Source organism: Alkalimarinus coralli, from assembly GCF_023650515.1.
GTDB lineage: Bacteria > Pseudomonadota > Gammaproteobacteria > Pseudomonadales > Oleiphilaceae > Alkalimarinus > Alkalimarinus coralli.
In genome coordinates, this window is the sequence record NZ_CP096016.1 from 1,276,775 (window position 1) to 1,296,286 (window position 19,512).

The following is a 19,512-nucleotide window of genomic DNA, read 5'->3' on the forward strand; positions in this document are numbered from 1 at the left end:
ATTTGTAAGCGCAGTAGTCGTGCAAAACTCTCTAGTTATATTTTTCATTGTTCCGGTATGGTTTATTGCAATTCAATTGCTTATATTAGTGACCCATGTTCATTTGCCACAATAATAGAGTAAGGTCATTAGTGTGAGAGTTAGAAAAGGACGGTTTGGTATAAAAGCGACAGCAGCTTCTTCAGTTATTTTAATGGGCTCGCTAGTAAGTTATTCAGCTTTTGCAGATGGATTTGAGGCTGAAGTTGGGGTTGAAGGGCGGTATTTTTTTGATGAAGGATTGTTTGGTCAGGAGCAAGAAAATATCTCCGCTCGCGTTCAACCTGAATACGTTCATTCATTTGATAGCGGCGAGGACAGTGTAGAAGTTATTCTTTTCGCTCGCTGGGATCAACAGGATTCGGAGCGAACCCATGGCGATGTCCGCGAAGCAACCTGGACACATGTCGGGGATGGATGGGAGACAAAGGTTGGTGTCAGTAAGGTGTTTTGGGGGGTCACGGAGTCCCAACACCTGGTCGATATCATCAACCAGACAGACTTGGTGGAAAACCCGGATGGCGAGGACAAGTTAGGTCAACCGATGGCCTCATTTTCAATTGAGCAGGACTGGGGTACGGTTGATCTTTTTGTGTTGCCGTATCATCGAGAAAGGACGTTCCCGGGTAAGGATGGGCGATTTAGAACGCCTATCGTTATTGATGGCGACAATGCGCAATACGCGTCAGGTGCTGGCGAGCATCGAGTCGATGGGGCTATCCGCTATTCTCACTATATTGGTGATCTGGAGTTCGGGTTGTCACATTTTTCAGGGGCAAGTCGCGACCCTCTGCTCACGTTTAATGGTAATGTTCTTGATCCCAAGCTTATTCCTATCTACACGGTTATCGATCAAACCGGCCTGGATGCGCAGTATATTCTCGACTCCTGGTTGTTAAAGTTTGAGGGATATACCCGTTCAGGTTATGGAGATCGTTATGCCACCGCCGTAGCGGGTTTTGAGTATACACAGGTGGGCGTTTTCGATACCAACTACGATATCGGCTGGGTTGCTGAATATTTATTTGATGACCGAGGCGAAGCTGCGGAGACGTTTCTCGAACAGGATCTGTTTCTGGGCATTCGCTGGACGCTCAATGATGCAAACTCTACCGAATCGCTATTTGGTGTATTCTGGGATCCGGAGTCAGAAGAGAAAATATTTTCGGTAGAGGCCAATAGGCGTATCGGGCAGGACTGGAAAGTGTCGATTGAGGGCAGGGCATTCGCAGGCGGTGAGCACTATGACTTTAACCCCGGCACACCACTAACGTCGCTGGTTGTACCCTACCCAAACAGCAAAACGTACTTTTTCAAGGATGATAGCTTTATTCAGCTGGAGTTGACCCGTTACTTCTAATCTGTTGAAAATCGCGACCAGTCATTCCAGACTTAGCAGCTTCGGGATGACTGGTTAGCGCAAAAACACACAGGCTACGCCGTTATCTATTCAATAAGATCTTTATTTTTCAGCTCTGTTCTCAGTGATTCTAAACGTTCCCGGTTAACACCAAAGTCCCGGTAACCGAGGCGAGATGCCGAACGCAATTGTACGCGGTTGTTATCTTTGTCCAGCAAAAATTCCGTATCGTCTACGAATCTCATTATCGTGCTGGTGTACTCAGCATAAATATATGAATCACTTTTCTTGATAATTTCGGCACTGTCATTTTGCTCGATTAACGACTGTAGTGAGTCCCATGCCTGTTGGGTGTTGCTGCCTTTTAATACGTAAGTATCAATATAATGCGTCTCATCGCTTTTTTGTTCAAAGCTGCTTACACAGTTTGGGCTGTCCGGGCAGGGTGCGAGTTTGTTATCCATAACGCCTATATCAACGGGCCGTGTTCCGCTGCATGCTGTTAACAATGCCGTTGATAGCAGTAGTCCCAATACCCCGGCTTGTTTCTGTCCTGTACTTTTCATCATTCCTATTCCCTTCTTTTCTTTTATGGCAAATACCGTATTTATAGCAACCAGACCTGTTACTATAAATGTAGGTTGCGCACTGAGTTATTAGGAAAATAACAGGAATTAAAATAGAATACGAGACCCAGAATGAACCTAAGGATTATCTTTCTATGTCCAGAAAAAATAGAGACTCAGGCGGCTTAGTCTTTTCAACCGAGTTTGGAAAGATGTGTCCGGGGTGTGGCAAAGCGGTGTCTCAGTGTCGTTGTAACGATGATGATACAGTCGATGTGGGCGACGGTGTCGTAAGGGTCTCTAGAGAGACAAAAGGGAGAAAAGGCAAGGGGGTTACATTAGTCACAGGTGTTCCTTTGGCTGGGAAGGAGCTGAAGGAACTCGCTAAGAAGTTGAAGCAGAAGTGTGGGGTCGGGGGCTCGATCAAAGACCGTGTTATTGAGATACAAGGAGACCACCGAGATCTGTTAGTTGAAGAGCTCAAAAAGTTCGGCTGGACTGTTAAAAAAGCAGGCGGTTAGGTCGTCACTCTCCCGCCACCTTCGTTGTAGCTATTCAGGCACTATCACCATGGCGGCTCTCTTTCTGTTGAATATGCCATAAACGAGCGTACTGCCCATTAAGTTTAAGGAGTTCCTCATGGGTTCCTTGCTCTGCAATTTCCCCATGGCTCATCAGAATAATCTTATCTGCATCGACCACTGTTGATAGTCTGTGAGCGATAACCAGACTGGTGTAACCTTCAGAGACCTCTTTTATTGCTTCCAGAATGGCTTGTTCAGAGTGGCTATCAAGGGACGAAGTCGCTTCATCGAAGACCAGGATAGGAGGGTGTTTAAGAATTGTTCTGGCAATCGCCACGCGTTGTTTTTCTCCGCCTGATAACTTCAAGCCTCGTTCGCCTACCGTGGTTAGCACGCCTTTGGGGAGCTCCTCAATGAAGCTGTCGAGGTGAGCGTGGCTGATGGCTTCCAGAACCTCTTCGTCCGTCGCATTGACGTTGCCATAACGAACGTTTTCTAAAATGGTGTCGTTAAAAAGCACTGTATCCTGCGGCACAATGCCGATTGCTTTGCGTAGCGAGTGTTGCGTGATGTCGCGTACATCTCGGCCATTAAGTTTAATTGCGCCGTCGTTACAGTCATAAAACCTGAATAGCAGTTTTACCAATGTTGATTTGCCCGAGCCACTTTCGCCTACAAGTGCAACTTTTTCCCCCTCGTTCACGGTAAAGCTGATGTTTTTTATAATTGGACGTTCAGGGTGGTAGCGGAATGATACATTGCTAAATTCAAGTTTGCCCTTTTCTATGCGGAGCTCTTCTGCTTCTGGTGAGTCAACCACTTTGGGTTGCTTTTTTAATAGCTCGAACATCTGCTCAATATTGGCGAGTGACCCTTTTATTTCCCGATAGACAAAGCCGAGAAAGTTCAGAGGGATAAAAATTTGCATCATAAATGCGTTAATCAATACAAAGTCGCCAATTGTCATTGTTCCATTGGCGACTCTGACTGCTGCGAGAGCGAGCATACTGGTCGTTGCAGCGGCAATGATAAATGCCTGGCCACCATTTAGCGCAAACATGGTGAGTCGGTTTTTTCGTTTTGCCTGCTCCCACGAGGCTAAATTGGTGTCGTAGCGGTTTGACTCGTACGCTTCATTAGTAAAATACTTTACTGTTTCATAGTTGAGCAGGCTGTCGATAGCGCGGGAGTTGGATGCGGAGTCAGCGACGTTAACCTCACGTACAAATCGCGTTCGCCACTCGGTGGCGATAATTGAATAAGCGACGTATGCGACAACAGAGAGCAGAATAATCAGCGCGAAACTAATGCCATAGTTGTAAAACAGCAGCCCGACGACCAGCACCACTTCGAATAATGTCGGGAATATATTGAAGACTAGAAAACGCATCAACATATTGATGCCCGTCGTGCCGCGCTCTATATCTCGCGACAGCCCACCTGTACGGCGGTTCAGGTGGAAGTCCAAGTCAAGGTTATGCAAGTGTTTGAATGTTTGTAGCCCAATGCGTCTGATGGTGCGCTCGGTCACCCGACCAAAGAGCGTATCCCTGATTTCATTGAATACCACATTCATAAACCGCGCTAAACCATATGCGGCGACCAGGCCCAAAGGTGCAACCAGTATTGCGCCTGAACCCAGCTCCTGAGTATCAAGGGCATCTACAATATGCTTTAGAATAAACGGTATGATAATGCTGGCCACCTTGGCTAATACAAGGCAGCTCAATGCTAAAAATACTCGCTTCTTAAATTCAAGCAGGTAAGGAACCAGCATTTTGATCACATGCCATTTCATGCCTGTGCCTGGTTCTACCTCGTAGTTACGATGTCGCATTTGATGTGTACTCTGTGAAGGGTATCAGGCGGAAATCCATTTTCCTCAAGGAGTCATGGTTCACCGCCTTTGCGAGAATGACGTGCAAATAGCGTTTCAGGATGGAGATTAATTCGACTTCTTAAGGAAGCAGGTTAGCAGTACGATGCGTGTTCCGTTAACGCGCCCTTCAATGTGTTCAGGGTTTGAGGTCAGCGAGATATTTCTAACCGCTGTACCGCGCTTGGCTGTAAACCCTGCGCCTTTTACATCCAGATCTTTAATTAGCGTGACCGTGTCACCCGCTTTAAGCACCGCACCGTTGCTATCAAGAGTGGGCGTTGTGTCGTCATCACTATCGTCATTTGCGGTAGACTCGGCCCATGTTTTAACGTCTTCTTCCAGATATAGCATGTCAAGCAGATCATTTGCCCAGGTCTCACCCGCAGTGGACAGCTGCTTTAGTTGACGCCATGCCATCACCTGAACGGCAGGTACTTGACTCCACATGCTGTCATTTAAGCAGCGCCAGTGGTTAGCTTCGATGGTATCAGGTTGATCAATTTGTCCACGACAGGTTTCACAGATCATTACACACTTATCTGCATTGTCCTTATCTGCGTAGCCCTTATCTGCATTGCCGGTTGAGTCTGGTGGGACTTGATACACACTCAGGTTAGCACTAGATGAACAAAGCTCGCATTTTGAATCGCCGCGCTGCAACAGGATTGATTCTGTACTCATAATCTAATAGACCTCAAAAATTTGTGGCCATTATGCCTCTTTTAAGGCTGAAAATCACTGATCGGCTAACCTTCGTTCAAGAGAATTAACAGGTTAACTCTGCGGTTAATACCTCGGTTGGTTTCAGTGTTATTTGATACCAGTGGTCGAGTATCTGCGTAATTGGCCGTGCTCATCAGAGATTTTGGCATACCCTGTGAGCTTAGGTAGTGCAAAACGCTGTTTGCTCTTGCCGCAGATAACTCCCAGTTAGAAGGGTAAAGCGACGTGCTAATAGGCGTATTGTCGGTATGTCCCTCTATCACCAACGGTCTACCTAACTCTTTTAATACAGGGATAAGCTGCTGAATGGCTAACTTGCCTTTTGGTTTAATGACCGCTTTTGACGAGTCGAACAGCAGTGCTTCATCGAGCCGGACGCTAATGCGACTGCCGTTACTGACAACGTTGATTCTATAATCCGAGCTCAGCGTTTTCAGCACCGAGTCTAATGGTGATGGTTTGTTTTTGTCTTCTTGCGGTTGATGTGCGGTTGGAATATCTTCCATGCCTGATACCGGGAACTCGGCTGAATCCGGTAGCGTGACGCTATTGGGGGGCTGAACAAGCAAAATAACCAGTAACGCAATGATCAGTAGAAATACATCAAGATAACTGAGTAACCAGGCGTCGCCTTCTACACGCCTTTGAAAAGGAGAATTGCTGTCCAAGGTTAGCAATAGTTCTGGTAACGGAGCTTTAGTGTTAGTGGGTGTTGAGTTGAGATGATATCGTTGAGCCACGGTCGCTCTCCTGATGTAAGTCGCTTGTTTTGCGCACGTAGATTGCGAGACTAGTTATTAAGCAGTAACTCTACTTCGCGAGACAGCAGGCTTCGGTTGGGGTTGCTTTTGTGAGTCGGGGCCAGGGTGTCCATCGTTTGTTGAATAAAGCCGGGGCTTTTGCGCTTCTCTATCATCATAATTCCTTCACCTACAACTCTCATCCACTCGACTAGCAGGTCAGCCCTGCGTTCGAGTTTTATAGCGACAGGTTTGAAGAACAGGTTCGCGAACACCAGGCCATAAAACGTGGTGACAAGCGCGACAGCGAGATGGTTTGCGATGCTGGTACTCGCTTGCTCATTGATTAGAAACATCATGTTGACCAAGCCCAATAGGGTACCAACCATGCCAAACGCAGGTGCAAACATGGCTAGTGAATGAAACATTTTGGCGGCACCATATTCCGTATTGCGGAGCTGTTCTATTTTCCAGTTGAGTGTTGCGGCAATATCGGCTGAATGATGCCCATCTATTATTTTTTGAATACCGGTTTTAACAAAGTGGTTATCTAAAGTGGATAGCTGCTTTTCGATTTCACGTAAGTCATGTCTGGCCCATAAATAAGCAATATGTGTGAGCGTTTTGATCGTTTTAGGTTTATCTATTGGTGTGTCGTTGAACAGTAATTTAACTGCGTTAATTGCAGACTGGATATCGGATTTGGAGTAACTAACAAACAGTGATGTGAGTACGCCACCAATGATAATTGTTAACCCTGGCAGGTTTAAAAATAACCCCGGGTTTTTTGTTGATAACATGATGGTTGCAATAACTGCCGTTAAACCTGCAACAATGGCCAATGCCGGTAGATGTAACATGCCGTTCTCCCGCGGGTTATCTGTGACTCAAAAAGAATTAAGGCTTCTTGTATGTAATAATTGATCAATAAGTGAACAGCAAATAGTATGCCTTGAGTGTCTGAGCGAATGGAGGAAGTGAGCCAAGGTACTGAAAGAAAAAAGTAAATGGCAATATGCAGAACAGGTTGGGTCTGTTCTTAAGCTGCTAAGTGCTATGTTAGCGGGATACCAAGCGGCACTGTTTTGCCTGTAAGATTACGATAGATATAAGTGGATTAAACACATGTGTTTAGCTAAGGAGAGTGGGCACGTTTAGCGAGTACAAAGCGGGAATGGGATTAATAAGGTGGCCAGATACTGGCCACCTTGCGGCGCAATACTGGTTAGCAGCAGCCTCCACCGGAGTCGCCAGAAACTTCCCATAGGTCAAAGGGGAGTGACGTACCGCAACCATCGAATATGCCGTAGTGGGTATCCCAATTACCGATAAACTCAAAATGGTCTTTAAAACGAGTATCGTGAAGCATTCGCCAGGTGTTGCCGCAAACAGGAAATACTTTTCCTTTCTGTATTTCATGGTGTTTATCAAGCCAAAAGACTTGAGGGTGGTGCGGGATAGTTCCTTTGTAAATGACCGCTTGGCCGTAGTCTTCACAGTGAGATTCCAGCTCAGGCAGTTTGAACAGGCGGTAGGTCGCTGAGAAAAAGTTGATGTGGCCGATTTTGTCTTCAACGTCTTCATTGTCAATCGTGATAACGCTGTCTTCTACCAGGCGTGGGTCATTAAACCCGGCACTTTTGGCCAGATTGATAAAGTCATTCCAATAGAGCGCGCCGCTTAAACACTCTCCATATAATACCGGGTCGTTAACGAGCGCTTGAGGAACGCGCCTGTCGGCGTACACGTCAGAGAAATAAAGCTCACCACCGGGCTTAAGTAGTCGGTATGCTTCGCGCATGACGGCTTCTTTGTCGGGTGATAAGTTAATAACGCAATTAGAAACAATGATGTCAAAACTATTGTCGGGCAAGTTAAGCTCGTTTAAGCGTTCGATATAGCCTAGTCGAAATTCAGTGTTAGGTTTTTCGTAGCCGAATTTTTCAGCGTGGTAATCGACATACTTTTGAGCAACATTCAGTTGCTCTTCCGTCATATCGACACCCAGTACCGAGCCGTTTTCACCTACCCATTGGGACAATACGTAGCAGTCTCGACCTGAGCCACTGCCAAGATCCAGGATACGAGTACCCTCTAATAGAGGAGGGGCAATGAGACCACATCCGTAATAACGAGCCATGACTTCATCATGCACCTGGGATAAGGCGTTTTTAACGTGGCGTGGCATATTGTTGTCTGTGCAGCATGCGTTGGTTTTTAAATCATCGCTGTGTTGCAGCACCTTACCATAATAGTCTTTTACGTCGTCGTGCATGAATACTCCTGATTTGGCGAATACATGGTTAACCTGTTCAGGTCTCGCGTTAACGAACAAGACCAGTATTCGCATTGGGATAGCGTTGGATAAAACGATTGTTCAATGATAATGCAGATTAAAGACCGGACAAAGTGAAATTGGTTCCCGTTATTCAAAATTTCCGGTCTAAACTTTTTTTGGCCGCAGGCTAATCGTTGCTTGCCAATTGACGTTTAACTTTTGCTGCTATTGAAGGTTTAATTTTGTTGTTGTCTAACAACCACTGAATGCAGCCCTTAAGAGCGTCTTCTGCATTTCTTGGCTTAACGCCGAGAGTATCGATAGTATCCTGAAACTCATAGTAGGCATAACGCTCTGCCACTTCGTAAACTAAGTCATAGGTAAAGGGCGGTGTAACCCCGGTCAGTTTGCATAGAGACTCAACGACCTTGGCGGTTAGAAGCGTTACTTTGCGACTCATTCCCAGATGCAGAGGTTTAACGCCGGTCAGCTTTTTAATGAGTTGCCCGGCCGCTTTAACTTCCATATTCTCGCCGCCCGCTATATAGCGGTGGGTATTTTCGCCTTTGGTTAATGCGGCTACGTGAATATCTGCTACATCGCGTACATCAACAAAATTTAGACCGCCCACATAGGTTTGACCCTTACCGTTAACCCAATCCATTATCATTTGGTTTGATGGTGTAATTCTGTAGTCATACGGGCCAAGTACTATTGCAGGGCAGATGACAACGAGATGAATTCCATATTGCTTGGCGAGTGCCTGTGCAGCCTGCTCGCTTTTGGTTTTTGCTATATAGTAGGGGTTGTGTGGGTCATCGTTCCAATCGTTGCCGGTACGTTTGGCATTAGGGTCGTATGAAAAGCCGATTGAGGCAACTGAACTGGTGTATACAATACGCGTAATGCCTGCCTTATTGGCCGCAGCGAAAACATTTTTTGCACCTTCAATGGCTGGCTCAACAATTTCATCGGCTGTTTTAGCAATCGTCTTATAGACGGCTGCGAGGTGAATAATCGCATCACAGCCAATTGCTGCTTGCTGCAGGCTGTCTGCATTCATCACGTCGCCATAGAAAAGTTCGATATCGAGCCCATCAATGCCCTGGGTGTCGGAGGCCTGTCGTATAAACCCTCTAACTTGATGCCCTTGTTTAAGCAAGGCGCGTACGACATTAGCGCCAATGTGCCCGTTGGCACCCGTAACCAGAACCTTCATGATACATTCCTTATCTGAAACCGTATTGAATTGTTTGAGACCTCTGCAAGACTGCTGCGCTTTTTTATCATTTTTTGCCTTGTCTTTGTTTCGCTCAGAACCTTGTCTTTGTTTCGCTCAGAACCTTGTCTTTGTTTCGCTCAGAACGTAGTGCAAAGGCCTCTTATTATTTTAATGGGGCAATATAAAATCATATAATGACCCTTGGCCATTTATATTTCAAGGCCAAAGATAACGATCTATAGATGGGTAAGTTTAGGTTAGCTTTGCTAGAATCAGAAGAATATAAAATAGAGACTTTTGCACGACTACTGTGCTTGCAAATACGGCGTTAAAAAATGACTCAAAATGCTCATTTATGAATAATAAACTCCGCTTTTTCGTCATTTTTTGCCTTGTCTGTGCTTCGCTCGCAACGTCGTGCAAAAGCCTCTAATAATACGTGAGCAATATTGCCGACAGCATAATGCTGTGTGAAACAATAGACCACTTAGGTTGGAATAGATGTATGAATTCGTTTAAAGCCAATAGTAACGCCGCTGACATTGGGCTGGGGCCGTCTTACTCAGGCAAGCTTCAACATGGCGAATTTCTGTTCAACGAATTTACCCGCTTATTTGATCAATATGACCAGCTTGCCCAAATTCATCAACAATATGGTAATGAGCAAAAACTCCGCATTCTCTGCTATCAACTGTCTGATTACCCCTCTTTGGTAGAAACCTTTAGGGCTCTATGCAGCAATGACGAGGCGTTGCTTGATAAGTCGCTCTTTTGCAGTTGGTTTTCCTTTTTGCTGGCGGATCAGTTAAAACTGTCGGTAGTGGATACCAAAGATTTATTTATCGCAGGCTTGGCTCAGGAGCTTGCAAAGGCAGGCCAGGCGCAGTTAGGTGATTCGCCCGCTGGTGAGGTGGGGGGTGAAAATAATGAAACTAATACGTTGGGGCAGGTCACTACAGCCGATGAGGTGAGACGGTTTTTAGATAGTATTCCCAGGCTATCTGAACAGTTAAAGGTTATTGTAGGCTCCCACCACGAGCGCCTTGATGGAACGGGTTTTCCAAGTGGTAAAGTAGAGCACTTGTTTTCACTGGTAGAGAAAGTTCATGTCGTAGCGAATGAAGTAATCGAGCTTAGTGGCCGATATTCCGCCACGCTTTATGATTTTATGCCTGTGTTGCCGATTCTGAGGTTAAATGCCTCAGTCTATGACCGGAAGATCTACTGCGCGGCTTTTAAACTGCTAAGCGCTGGGCAGGAACTGCATGGTGGACAGGAATCGCATGATTACGAAGCATCAGAGCAACGCGGCACGGGACAAACGGCTAGGAGCAATTCAGATAGCTACGTTCATCGTAATCTCAGCATTCAATCGTTAATAGACAGGCAGAATAGTTTGCTTTTGGTGTGGCCTCATCTGCTTACCGCAGCCGCTGAAGTGTCTGTCCTGGAAGATAATCTGCCTGTTATGGCGTTAAAGCAGATTGCCAGAAGGGCCTGGATATTGGCTACCACGGCAGGAATACTCTCAGACGACCTGTTATTGTGGCTCACTCAGGTAGATAACCCAGCAGAAGTGAGATCGGAACTTGCTGAGTTAGACGTACTACTGGATGAACTGGATGGCATTATCTCTACTTATCAGCACAAACTGGAAACGTTTACGGGGCTAGCGAGAAACCAACTGGACGAGGCTAAGCACGCCATGCTGGTAAGATTATGTGGTGACTTGAAACCGCCGCAAGAAACGTTTGATCTTGAAGAATTTACAATTTTAAATATGTGCGACTAACCAACGAGCATTCCTGACTTAATGTTATTTTCAGACTCAAGAAACAGGTCGCTGCCTGTTTTTACCGTTGTTCTTCTATCTTCACTCTATTTCTCGCAGGGTTTGCCGTCAGGCTTTTTAGCCCACGCATTGCCTGCACTGCTTCGTGAATACGGTGTCTCGGTAGAGTATATTGGCCTGTTAAAATTGTTGGCGCTGCCATGGTTTTTAAAATTCCTATGGGCACCCTTTGTTGATCGTACAGAGCTAGGCAAGCAGGGGCCACACCGCGGCTGGATTTTGTTGATGCAGTCATTGCTTGTCGTATTAATGATGTTGCTATCATTCTCTTCACCCAGCGCTCTGTTTGGATCGTTAATTATCGTATTCTTTGTGATTGTTTTGATGATAAACACAACCGCGGCAACGCAGGATATAGCAACGGACGGTTTAGCCGTAAAAATGTTGCCTGAGCGTTGGCGCGGACTGGGAAATAGCATTCAGGTGTCTGGCTTTAAAATTGGCATGATCTTGAGTGGCAGCCTCTTGCTAGTGAGCGTTGATAAACTCGGTTGGGCAATGTCATTTCAACTCATGGGCCTGATCTTATTTGTGTTGCTGCTACCCGCGTTCTTATTTAAAGAGCGATCAGCCTACCCGGAATCACATGCTGAAAACCTCCCCTCGATGAGCAATGAGCGTTGGTTTGACGCCTACAAAGGCTTTTTTTCTCAACCAGGCATTGTCTATTGGTTGGCTGTATTGTTTACCTACAAAATTGCCGACTCGTTGGGCTCAGGAATGATTAAACCGCTGCTTATTGATAATGGATACAGCCTGACCGCGGTTGCTGAACTCACCTTTTGGGCCTCAATCAGCGGGTTGCTCGCTGCTGTCGCGGCAGGGTTTATCTACTATCGAATTGGGGCAAAGTGGTCGCTTATACTGTTCGGTTTGATGCAAGCGCTTGGTATTGCTGCTTATGGGCTTTTGGCTACAGGCAACGTTAGCAACGATGGGGTCTTTGTTATAGCACTCGTCGAGCAAGCCGCTGACGGCATGTCAACGGTTGCGTTATTTGCACTCATGATGGGACAGTGTAGAAAAGGGCATGAAGGCAGCGATTACACCGTGCAAGCCTGCATTCAGGTGGTGATGTCGGGTATTGTCGGTGCGCTGAGTGGTTTTGTCGCTAAACTCGCCGGTTATGAGGTGCTCTATATGTTGGCCGGGGTGTTGGGTGTACTAGCGCTGATACCGATATACGTTTATTTTTCCAATACAGTTGATGGGGCTAAAGAGAATGAGTCGTGAAATTGAGTGCCCTTGTGGGTATCAAGTCAATGGTAATTCGCTCACTTATGCCGAATGTTGTGAGCCTTTTATTAGTGGTGCAGCCAAGCCTGATCGCTGTGAGCAGTTAATGCGTTCTCGCTATACCGCATACGCGCTGGGCAAGGTAGATTACTTAATTGCGACTTGGCACCCCACTAAACAGCAGGAGCTGGACAAAGCCAGTTTGCGTCAGTCAGCAGAAAGTACAGAGTGGTTACGCTTACAGGTTATCAGTAGTCAGCAACAGGGCGAAAGAGGGACTGTAGAATTTAATGCCTACTTTAAAGAGCGGGATGCAAGTGGCAGCAGTGAAGGGAAAGAGATTCAGGGCTTGCATGAAGTCTCCCGCTTTGAAAAAGTTGGGAATCAATGGTTCTATCTGGATGGTGATGTCGAGTCGGCGGGTCAAACCAAAGTGGGTAGGAATGACCCGTGCCCCTGCGGGAGCGGCAAGAAATATAAAAAATGCTGCGGATAGCGCTTTTACGACGGTTTACCAGTTGCCAGGAAAGTGTTTATCGTCAATCACCTGTGAGACTAAGGTCTCTTCTTCTTTGGTTTTCTGCGCGCCCCATTGGTCAAAGTAGAGCAGGTCGTCGAGCGGCGTTCTATTTAACCAGCCGGCTGTTTCCAGTTCCGGCTTATCAAAAAAGTGGGAGACATACCCCACGCATAGATACGCAATTGGGACGATGTCATCCGGCATGGCTAAAGCTGCTTGCAACGCCTGTTGCTCAATAATGCTCACCCAGCCAACACCTAAACCCTCAGCCCTGGCGGCTAACCAGAAATTCTGCACCGCACAAACACTGCTATAAAGATCCATCTCTTTCATTGATGTTCGGCCAATCACAACAGGGCCGGTACGCTTTCGGTCACAGGTAATACAGATATTGACCGGTGATTCAAGAATGCCTTCCAGCTTGAGCGTGCGATAGGTTTTACTTTTCTCAGACTCAAACATGTTTGCGGCTTTTTCGTTGGCCTCTACAAATGCCTTATGAACGTTCTGTTTGACCTCATCAGAACGTACCACCACGAAGTTCCACGGCTGCATAAAACCGACAGATGGGGCATGGTGAGCGGCGTAAAGAACCCGGCTCAGTACGTCGTCGGGTATTGGATCTGGCTTGAACTGGCCTCGAACATCGCGCCGGTTGAAGATGGTTTTATAAAGACCATCCCGTTCGCCTTGGGTGAAAAATAGTTCGTCTTGGTGCTGGGTTTCTTTTGTTTCTACAGCTTCTTTCGGTTTAACAGTATCTTTCTTTTCCACAGTATTCCCCTTATCGGAAAAGTTTGAGTACGCCTGTCCAAACGTCTCTATTGGCTTAAAGGCCGGTCTTCTGACTTAGGGTCGTCTTGCTCAACGGCCTTCCCGGAAGTTATCTATCAGTATTCCAGTGGCTCACTCTGTGTTGACTTTATGTCTACCAAAAACAGAGCGTTGAACAATCACCATTACAGCGTTGGGCACGTACCGGAGTTTCACCGGTTTCCCGATTCTCCAATACCTGATTAGTGTGTTAATCAATCTAAAAAGGTATTGGCACCTAAAAGCGAGGAAGGAACTTTTGCAAAACCCTATAGTCTTGTCAATATTGAGTGCCGCGAAAACCAAAATAATTAGCTCTGGGCTGCTCAAAGGGGAGGTGAAATCATCATCGTATCGTTATAAAGTTAACGCTGATAAAAGAATAATATAAAAGGAACTACAATGATCAAGTATCTCCGTACACCTGAAAAGTGTTTTGATCGTCTGGTCGGTTACCCATTTCAACCTCACTACGTAAAAGTGGATGAAGGCATGGAAGTAGGGGGCGGTAAGTCTCAAAGCTTACAGATGCATTTTGTCGATGAAGGCGATAGAAACGCCGACCCGATACTTATGATGCATGGTGAACCCAGTTGGTCATACCTGTATCGAAATATGATCCCGATTTGTGCTGCAGCAGGTCATCGTGTAATAGCTCCAGACCTGATTGGTTTTGGCAAATCTGATAAACCGGTTGATATCTCCCTGTTTTCATATCAACAGCACATGGACTGGGTGCAGACTTTTATTGATAAGCTCGACCTGAACAATATCACGCTCGTATGTCAGGATTGGGGCTCGCTCATTGGTCTGCGGCTTGCGGCTGAAAATGCAGACCGCTTCAAAGCGATTGTTGTAGGGAATGGAATGTTGCCAACCGGTGATCAACCGGTGCCAATGGCGTTTCATGCATGGAAGACATTTGCGCTATATAGCCCCTGGTTTCCGATAAGTCGAATCATCGATATGGGCACCTTTAAAAAGCTTTCAGGAGGAGAGCGCAAGGCCTATGATGCACCGTTTCCTTCGAGCAAGCACAAAGCGGCAACCCGCGCCTTCCCTAAACTGGTGCCCGTCTCACCGAATGACCCTGCTACAGAAGCAAACCGGGCCGCATGGAAAGTGTTGGAGCAGTGGGAAAAACCGTTTCTAACAACCTTTAGCAATGGTGACCCGATTACCCGCGGCGGCGATAAATATATGCGCGACCGCATCCCAGGCAGTAAAGACCAAAATCACCAGACGTTATCAGGCGGGCACTTTTTGCAAGAAGACTCCCCTCAGCAGTTTGCGGGCGCCGTAAATGAGTTGTTAGCGTCGATCTAATAGCTTAACCGGGGTTAGTGCTGCGTTCACCTGAGTGTGAATCTACGTTCAGGTGATCCTCTTTTTAAGCGGTTCTGTTAGAATGCCCATCTAATTCGGCCATGCCTGTCACAGCCTTAACTTTACGCCTTATATCAGGAGTTCTCTGTTGTCGCATTATGATGTTGTTGTAATTGGAGCGGGTGCTGCTGGCCTAATGTGTGCCATAACGGCAGGCAATAGAGGACGTAAGGTTCTCGTGGTTGACCACGCAAACAAAGCCGGTAAGAAAATACTCATGTCGGGAGGAGGGCGTTGTAACTTCATCAACATGTACTCAGAACCGGAGAACTTCCTCTCACATAATCCTCACTTCTGTAAATCTGCATTGGTGCGATACACCCAATGGGACTTTATCGCATTGGTTGATAAACATGGCATCCCCTATCACGAAAAAAAGTTAGGCCAGTTATTTTGCGATAACAAGTCGAGCGATATTCTAGAGATGCTGTTGCGAGAGAGTGACGAGGCCGATGTAACGATACGGCTCAATACGTCGGTAGAGGGTATCGAAAAAACGGAACAAGGTTTTGAACTAAAAACCAATACATCAGACGTCACCTGTGAGTCCCTCGTGATTGCAACCGGCGCATTATCGATACCCACCATGGGAGCCACTGGTTTTGGCTATGATATCGCCCGACAATTTGGCCATACCATACATGACACCCGTGCCGGGTTGGTTCCATTTGTTATTACCAATCAACTCAAACCCCTTTGTGAAGCCTTATCTGGCAGCTCGGTCGATACCACTGTTAGCTGTAATGGCCAGACCTTTAGAGAAAATATACTGTTTACCCACCGGGGGATTAGCGGCCCGGCCATCCTTCAAATATCCTCATATTGGCGAGAAGGGGATGAAGTAGAGATAAACTTGCTGCCAGACCGTGAAGCGCAAAGCTGGCTTACCGAAGAACAATCGGCACGCCCCAATGCTGAGCTACGCACCGTATTGTCTGATGTATTCACAAAGAAAATGGCAACGCTTTTTTGTGAAAACTGGTTTGCATCAAAACCGATGAAACAATATACCGCGCCAGAGCTTGAGAAAATCGCCACCCAACTGAGTGAATGGAAAATTACCCCCTCAGGGACAGAAGGGTATAGAACCGCAGAAGTCACTATTGGTGGAGTTGATACCAATGAACTCTCATCCAAAACCATGATGTCTAATAAGGTTGATGGCTTGTATTTTATTGGGGAAGTGGTTGATGTGACGGGGTGGTTAGGGGGCTTTAATTTTCAGTGGGCATGGAGCTCGGGGCATGCAGCGGGGGAGAGGGTTTAGCTAAGGTGTTTAATGAAGCAGCCATACTAAAATACGCTTAATTGAACCAGTCATCCGGGTCTGATTTATACCCTGAATCAACGAGTCTTTCTAGGTAAGTAAACCCGCTATTTACTTTTACTTCATCGAAAACCTGTTTAAATGCTGGTCTTTCTAAGTGAGCCTTTATCCCTAAACACCATGACTCCCATGTGTGCCTAGATATGCGGCCTTTTGCTCTCAAGTAGACCTGCTCGTTCGACAGGTCAAGGTAGTTAAAAACTAGCTCTCTTACCTTTGCTTTGTCTTCTTCAGCAGGCTCTTTACCTATCAATACATCGACAGGCAAATCCATTGAAAGGGATCTGTACTGCTGATCCATGGAGTCTTCAAATTCAGCCTGAGCTTGTTTTTTTGACAACCTTATTTGCCATGCGCCGAATAAGACGCCAATGGCTGTGGCTACTGAAGCAACCGCGGTAGAAATTGAACTGATAGCATTCCAATCAATCGTCATATCAACTCTTTAATCCTTTCCCCTCTTCCTATTTTACTCTATTGGCTCTAAAGCTTTTACGAGCGTTTGAATCTCTTTGGTAATACTAATTAGCTCTTTTAATAACTGAGGATTCACATCTAAATGCCCCTCATATTCGGCAAGATTGCGCACATTGTGACATTTGTCTAAAACTCGCCACTTAGCCTTATCCAGCCCTAAGGAGTGCTGTAAACACTGAAACACCAAGTACCGACTATCTGATCGATAGCCATGCCAACGCAATGCCGCCAGAGAAAACGCATGAGCCGCGCCATAAGATAAAGAGAACTGACTGTCTTCACTTAGTCCATCAATCAACGCATCTTTTAGTTTTGTATCTCCGGCACGCAACATCCCGGCAAACTCTTTTGCATCGGGTGGTTCACGTTTGAGTTGATTTATTTTTACAAGGTTTTCCAATTCTTTCATATCGCATCCTGCGCTTTTTGTTCACGGTTCATCTAATAAATCTAATAAATCTATTTTTGGTTGAGCCATCACCTTAGTTAAAAAACTCTGGTTATCAGCCAAGCGTTCATCAAACTCATCTGGAGAATAAATTGTCGGGTTAATGGGGCGTTGTAATTGAGCTTCAGCCTCCTCGAGTAATTGCATAATCTCGCTGTAGCTTAAATCTTCCCCTACAAGCATCACATCTATATCACTATCAGCATGATCTTCACCTTTGGCAACCGAACCATAGACAAAAGCCTTGCTTAACGCTGGTAATAATGGTTCCAATGTAGTTTGCAAAACATTTGCTACTCCGAAGGTTTTTTTCACAATACCTACCAGCTCATCAAAAATAGGTGATGCCTTATTCGCTTGATAGTGGTTTTGGTTACCCTGTTTTCTTACCACTAGCAAACCTGCTTCTGTAAACTTATTCAGCTCGCGACTAATTACACCTCGACCCATATCCGCTAAACGCACCACTTCATTAAGATAAAAGTCTTTCTCTGGCAAACCAAAAAATAATGCCAATAGCTTTTGCTGCGCCTTAGTAAAAAGTGCATCTCCGATATTTGTCTTCATTTATTTCAATTCAGTCTGAAAAGCCCCAATCTGGGTATTATAAGCCCCAGATTGGGGCTTGTCGATTTTTTCAGTTCAAAACTATTAATTGAAAATGTACGCTCCGAAAATCAGTGATTTGGTATCGGAGTCAATTACGGTACCGTCTTAACACTTAAAATTTTTATTAACTTTACTGCGCTCATAACTCGGTGTAATCAGTTCTGCGATAGCCATATGTGTTGTCACTGGGAGTCAGCGGTGTCTTGTATCCATTCAATCACGGTAGCGTTCTGAACGAGAAGGTTTGTAATGTTTAGTCACTGACACTTCAATCTAGCAGTTATTTTTATTCGCTATGCCTTGTGCTGCATCAATGCAGCACAAGGCATAGCGAATCGACAATAATTAATGCATATTCTGTAAGCGTCCATTGATGTTTAGCCTTCCAGGGCTTTTTATTATCATGCAAAATGTAATGAAGGCCCAGCTTATGACTCTTAGCCCAGAAGGAGAATATCAAATGAATAGCACCTTTCAGAGAAATCGTGCCCTTCCTTCACTTGTTATCGCTCTTTTATTTGCAGTATTAGCTGGCTGCGGCTCTTCCAAGCTGGAGCCTATTCCAAAAAACGGCACTATTCTGGCATTTGGTGACAGCCTGACCGTGGGTGTTGGAACGACCGAAGCTAATAGTTACCCTTCAGTACTCGCAGAACTGACCGGGCTAACGGTGATTAACTCAGGCGTTTCTGGTGAAACCACTGACAATGGGTTAATACGGCTAAGAGAGGTTTTAGACAATACAAACCCTGACCTGTTAATTCTGCTGGAAGGTGGCAACGATATTCTTCGAAATCGGAATATGAGTGAAACAAAGGCGAACCTGGCAGCAATGATTGAACTCGCGCAAAGCCGAGATATACCTGTCGTATTGATTGGTGTGCCGCAAAAGGCGCTGTTTTCCAACTCAGCACCGCTCTATGGTGAGCTTGCAGATGAATGTCAGCTCGTCTTTGATGACTCGTTAATTGCCGAACTGCAACGCAGCCCATCAATGAAATCTGACCATGTTCATTTTAATGAAGAAGGGTATCGCAAAATGGCCAGCGATATTTTTGAGTTGTTAGAAGATAATGGGGCGTTGCAGTGAGTGTTGTGCGCGAAGAGCTATGCATGAAACATCAAGAGAAGATGTAAAGCATGTGACGTTGAGGTTCAATTAAGGGCATATATGGACGAAAGCAAAAGAAATATTTTATTCATCTGTAGTAAAAACCAGTGGCGAAGCCCTACCGCCGAAACTATCTGGCGCAAGCATCCATCGTTAAATGTGCGGTCGGCTGGAACGAGTCAAAAGGCGAGAAAAACAGTTAACGCAAAAGATATTGCCTGGGCCGATGTTATCTTTGTTATGGAAGAGAAGCACAAAAACCGGCTTAAAGCTGACTTTTCCCGAATGCTGTCACACAAGACGATCTATGTTCTCGATATACCGGATGAATACCAGTATATGGATTCAAACCTGATTGATGAGCTGGAATCCACCGTAGCGCCGCTGTTAGATGTCTAAGCA

At 45.8% G+C, this 19,512-nt stretch carries 20 protein-coding genes and 1 riboswitch; of the genes, 9 read left to right on the forward strand and 11 right to left on the reverse strand.

All coding sequences use genetic code 11. The annotated features are described in order from the left end of the window. Nucleotides 1-133 precede the first annotated feature (133 nt). On the forward strand, nt 134-1,399 hold the full coding sequence (locus MY523_RS05650; RefSeq protein WP_250657822.1) for a hypothetical protein: 1,266 nt from the start codon (nt 134-136) through the stop codon (nt 1,397-1,399). A gap of 86 nt (nt 1,400-1,485) precedes the next feature. On the opposite strand, the gene MY523_RS05655 is transcribed toward MY523_RS05650, so the two are convergent. Beyond that, a complete protein-coding gene (locus MY523_RS05655) occupies nt 1,486-1,968 on the reverse strand; it encodes a DUF1499 domain-containing protein (protein WP_250657823.1) in 483 nt (160 codons plus the stop codon). Between the two features lie 152 nt (nt 1,969-2,120). Here MY523_RS05655 and MY523_RS05660 point away from each other — a divergent pair, with 152 nt between their 5' ends. Beyond that, nucleotides 2,121-2,486, forward strand: a complete 366-nt coding sequence (locus tag MY523_RS05660; RefSeq protein WP_250657824.1) for a translation initiation factor Sui1 — start codon at nt 2,121-2,123, stop codon at nt 2,484-2,486. A gap of 34 nt (nt 2,487-2,520) precedes the next feature. On the opposite strand, the gene MY523_RS05665 is transcribed toward MY523_RS05660, so the two are convergent. From MY523_RS05665 to MY523_RS05690, 6 genes are all read right to left on the reverse strand, one after another. Beyond that, nucleotides 2,521-4,326 carry an ABCB family ABC transporter ATP-binding protein/permease gene (locus MY523_RS05665; RefSeq protein WP_370301392.1) on the reverse strand — a complete coding sequence of 602 codons (1,806 nt, stop codon included), beginning with the start codon at nt 4,324-4,326 and terminating at the stop codon, nt 2,521-2,523. A gap of 108 nt (nt 4,327-4,434) precedes the next feature. Further along, entirely contained in the window at nt 4,435-5,049 is a 615-nt protein-coding gene (locus MY523_RS05670) for a PhnA domain-containing protein (protein WP_250657826.1), read from the reverse strand. Between the two features lie 65 nt (nt 5,050-5,114). Continuing rightward, complete coding sequence (locus MY523_RS05675; RefSeq protein ID WP_250657827.1) at nt 5,115-5,831, reverse strand: OmpA/MotB family protein; 717 nt, start codon at nt 5,829-5,831, stop codon at nt 5,115-5,117. 50 nt (nt 5,832-5,881) lie between these two features. Continuing rightward, nucleotides 5,882-6,691 (reverse strand): motility protein A, encoded by an 810-nt coding sequence (locus MY523_RS05680; protein WP_250657828.1) that lies wholly within the window; start codon nt 6,689-6,691, stop codon nt 5,882-5,884. Nucleotides 6,692-7,056: 365 nt separating this feature from the next. After that, entirely contained in the window at nt 7,057-8,106 is a 1,050-nt protein-coding gene (locus MY523_RS05685) for a methyltransferase domain-containing protein (RefSeq protein WP_250657829.1), read from the reverse strand. A gap of 190 nt (nt 8,107-8,296) precedes the next feature. After that, a complete protein-coding gene (locus tag MY523_RS05690; RefSeq protein ID WP_250657830.1) occupies nt 8,297-9,328 on the reverse strand; it encodes an NAD-dependent epimerase/dehydratase family protein in 1,032 nt (343 codons plus the stop codon). A gap of 508 nt (nt 9,329-9,836) precedes the next feature. On the opposite strand from MY523_RS05690, the gene MY523_RS05695 reads away from it, so the two are divergent. From MY523_RS05695 to MY523_RS05705, 3 genes are read left to right on the forward strand one after another with little or no spacing between them, the layout of a single operon-like run. Beyond that, entirely contained in the window at nt 9,837-11,123 is a 1,287-nt protein-coding gene (locus MY523_RS05695) for an HD-GYP domain-containing protein (protein WP_250657831.1), read from the forward strand. Between the two features lie 21 nt (nt 11,124-11,144). Next, on the forward strand, nt 11,145-12,416 hold the full coding sequence (locus tag MY523_RS05700; RefSeq protein ID WP_250657832.1) for an MFS transporter: 1,272 nt from the start codon (nt 11,145-11,147) through the stop codon (nt 12,414-12,416). Continuing rightward, on the forward strand, nt 12,406-12,915 hold the full coding sequence (locus MY523_RS05705; RefSeq protein WP_250657833.1) for a YchJ family protein: 510 nt from the start codon (nt 12,406-12,408) through the stop codon (nt 12,913-12,915). The genes MY523_RS05700 and MY523_RS05705 overlap by 11 nt, the downstream gene beginning before the upstream one ends. Before the next feature lie 15 nt (nt 12,916-12,930). Here MY523_RS05705 and bluB read toward each other — a convergent pair whose 3' ends face one another. Next, the gene (gene bluB, locus MY523_RS05710; RefSeq protein WP_250657834.1) at nt 12,931-13,713 is read right to left on the reverse strand and encodes a 5,6-dimethylbenzimidazole synthase; all 783 of its coding nucleotides are present in this window, start codon (nt 13,711-13,713) and stop codon (nt 12,931-12,933) included. A gap of 43 nt (nt 13,714-13,756) precedes the next feature. Beyond that, a riboswitch (cobalamin riboswitch) is annotated at nt 13,757-14,009 on the reverse strand. A 145-nt stretch (nt 14,010-14,154) separates the two neighbouring features. Between bluB and MY523_RS05715 the strand changes: the two genes are divergently transcribed. Continuing rightward, nucleotides 14,155-15,078 (forward strand): haloalkane dehalogenase, encoded by a 924-nt coding sequence (locus MY523_RS05715; RefSeq protein ID WP_338021739.1) that lies wholly within the window; start codon nt 14,155-14,157, stop codon nt 15,076-15,078. Nucleotides 15,079-15,226: 148 nt separating this feature from the next. Then, nucleotides 15,227-16,405: a BaiN/RdsA family NAD(P)/FAD-dependent oxidoreductase gene (locus MY523_RS05720; protein ID WP_250657835.1), complete on the forward strand. Its 1,179-nt coding sequence runs from the start codon at nt 15,227-15,229 to the stop codon at nt 16,403-16,405. Nucleotides 16,406-16,442: 37 nt separating this feature from the next. Here the strand turns inward: MY523_RS05720 and MY523_RS05725 are convergent, their stop codons facing one another. Genes MY523_RS05725 through MY523_RS05735 form a run of 3 tightly spaced genes read right to left on the reverse strand, consistent with a single transcriptional unit; the run spans nt 16,443 to nt 17,957 of the window. Continuing rightward, the gene (locus tag MY523_RS05725; protein ID WP_250657836.1) at nt 16,443-16,901 is read right to left on the reverse strand and encodes a hypothetical protein; all 459 of its coding nucleotides are present in this window, start codon (nt 16,899-16,901) and stop codon (nt 16,443-16,445) included. 33 nt (nt 16,902-16,934) lie between these two features. After that, nucleotides 16,935-17,351 (reverse strand): hypothetical protein, encoded by a 417-nt coding sequence (locus MY523_RS05730; protein ID WP_250657837.1) that lies wholly within the window; start codon nt 17,349-17,351, stop codon nt 16,935-16,937. Between the two features lie 21 nt (nt 17,352-17,372). Then, complete coding sequence (locus MY523_RS05735) at nt 17,373-17,957, reverse strand: nucleotidyltransferase domain-containing protein (RefSeq protein ID WP_250657838.1); 585 nt, start codon at nt 17,955-17,957, stop codon at nt 17,373-17,375. 502 nt (nt 17,958-18,459) lie between these two features. Here MY523_RS05735 and MY523_RS05740 point away from each other — a divergent pair. Beyond that, nucleotides 18,460-19,089 (forward strand): GDSL-type esterase/lipase family protein, encoded by a 630-nt coding sequence (locus tag MY523_RS05740; RefSeq protein ID WP_250657839.1) that lies wholly within the window; start codon nt 18,460-18,462, stop codon nt 19,087-19,089. 81 nt (nt 19,090-19,170) lie between these two features. Next, entirely contained in the window at nt 19,171-19,509 is a 339-nt protein-coding gene (locus tag MY523_RS05745) for a low molecular weight protein tyrosine phosphatase family protein (RefSeq protein WP_250657840.1), read from the forward strand. The last annotated feature ends 3 nt before the right edge of the window (nt 19,510-19,512 follow it).

Excerpts from the sequence above, each read along its gene's own strand:
- MY523_RS05655 (WP_250657823.1), bottom strand. The coding sequence starts at position 1,968 with ATGATGAAAAGTACAGGACAGAAACAAGCCGGGGTATTGGGACTACTG.
- MY523_RS05660 (WP_250657824.1), top strand. The coding sequence starts at position 2,121 with ATGTCCAGAAAAAATAGAGACTCAGGCGGCTTAGTCTTTTCAACCGAG.
- MY523_RS05665 (WP_370301392.1), bottom strand. The coding sequence starts at position 4,326 with ATGCGACATCGTAACTACGAGGTAGAACCAGGCACAGGCATGAAATGG.
- MY523_RS05670 (WP_250657826.1), bottom strand. The coding sequence starts at position 5,049 with ATGAGTACAGAATCAATCCTGTTGCAGCGCGGCGATTCAAAATGCGAG.
- MY523_RS05680 (WP_250657828.1), bottom strand. The coding sequence starts at position 6,691 with ATGTTACATCTACCGGCATTGGCCATTGTTGCAGGTTTAACGGCAGTT.
- MY523_RS05685 (WP_250657829.1), bottom strand. The coding sequence starts at position 8,106 with ATGCACGACGACGTAAAAGACTATTATGGTAAGGTGCTGCAACACAGC.
- MY523_RS05690 (WP_250657830.1), bottom strand. The coding sequence starts at position 9,328 with ATGAAGGTTCTGGTTACGGGTGCCAACGGGCACATTGGCGCTAATGTC.
- MY523_RS05695 (WP_250657831.1), top strand. The coding sequence starts at position 9,837 with ATGAATTCGTTTAAAGCCAATAGTAACGCCGCTGACATTGGGCTGGGG.
- MY523_RS05700 (WP_250657832.1), top strand. The coding sequence starts at position 11,145 with ATGTTATTTTCAGACTCAAGAAACAGGTCGCTGCCTGTTTTTACCGTT.
- MY523_RS05705 (WP_250657833.1), top strand. The coding sequence starts at position 12,406 with ATGAGTCGTGAAATTGAGTGCCCTTGTGGGTATCAAGTCAATGGTAAT.
- MY523_RS05715 (WP_338021739.1), top strand. The coding sequence starts at position 14,155 with ATGATCAAGTATCTCCGTACACCTGAAAAGTGTTTTGATCGTCTGGTC.
- MY523_RS05725 (WP_250657836.1), bottom strand. The coding sequence starts at position 16,901 with ATGACGATTGATTGGAATGCTATCAGTTCAATTTCTACCGCGGTTGCT.
- MY523_RS05730 (WP_250657837.1), bottom strand. The coding sequence starts at position 17,351 with ATGAAAGAATTGGAAAACCTTGTAAAAATAAATCAACTCAAACGTGAA.
- MY523_RS05735 (WP_250657838.1), bottom strand. The coding sequence starts at position 17,957 with ATGAAGACAAATATCGGAGATGCACTTTTTACTAAGGCGCAGCAAAAG.
- MY523_RS05740 (WP_250657839.1), top strand. The coding sequence starts at position 18,460 with ATGAATAGCACCTTTCAGAGAAATCGTGCCCTTCCTTCACTTGTTATC.
- MY523_RS05745 (WP_250657840.1), top strand. The coding sequence starts at position 19,171 with ATGGACGAAAGCAAAAGAAATATTTTATTCATCTGTAGTAAAAACCAG.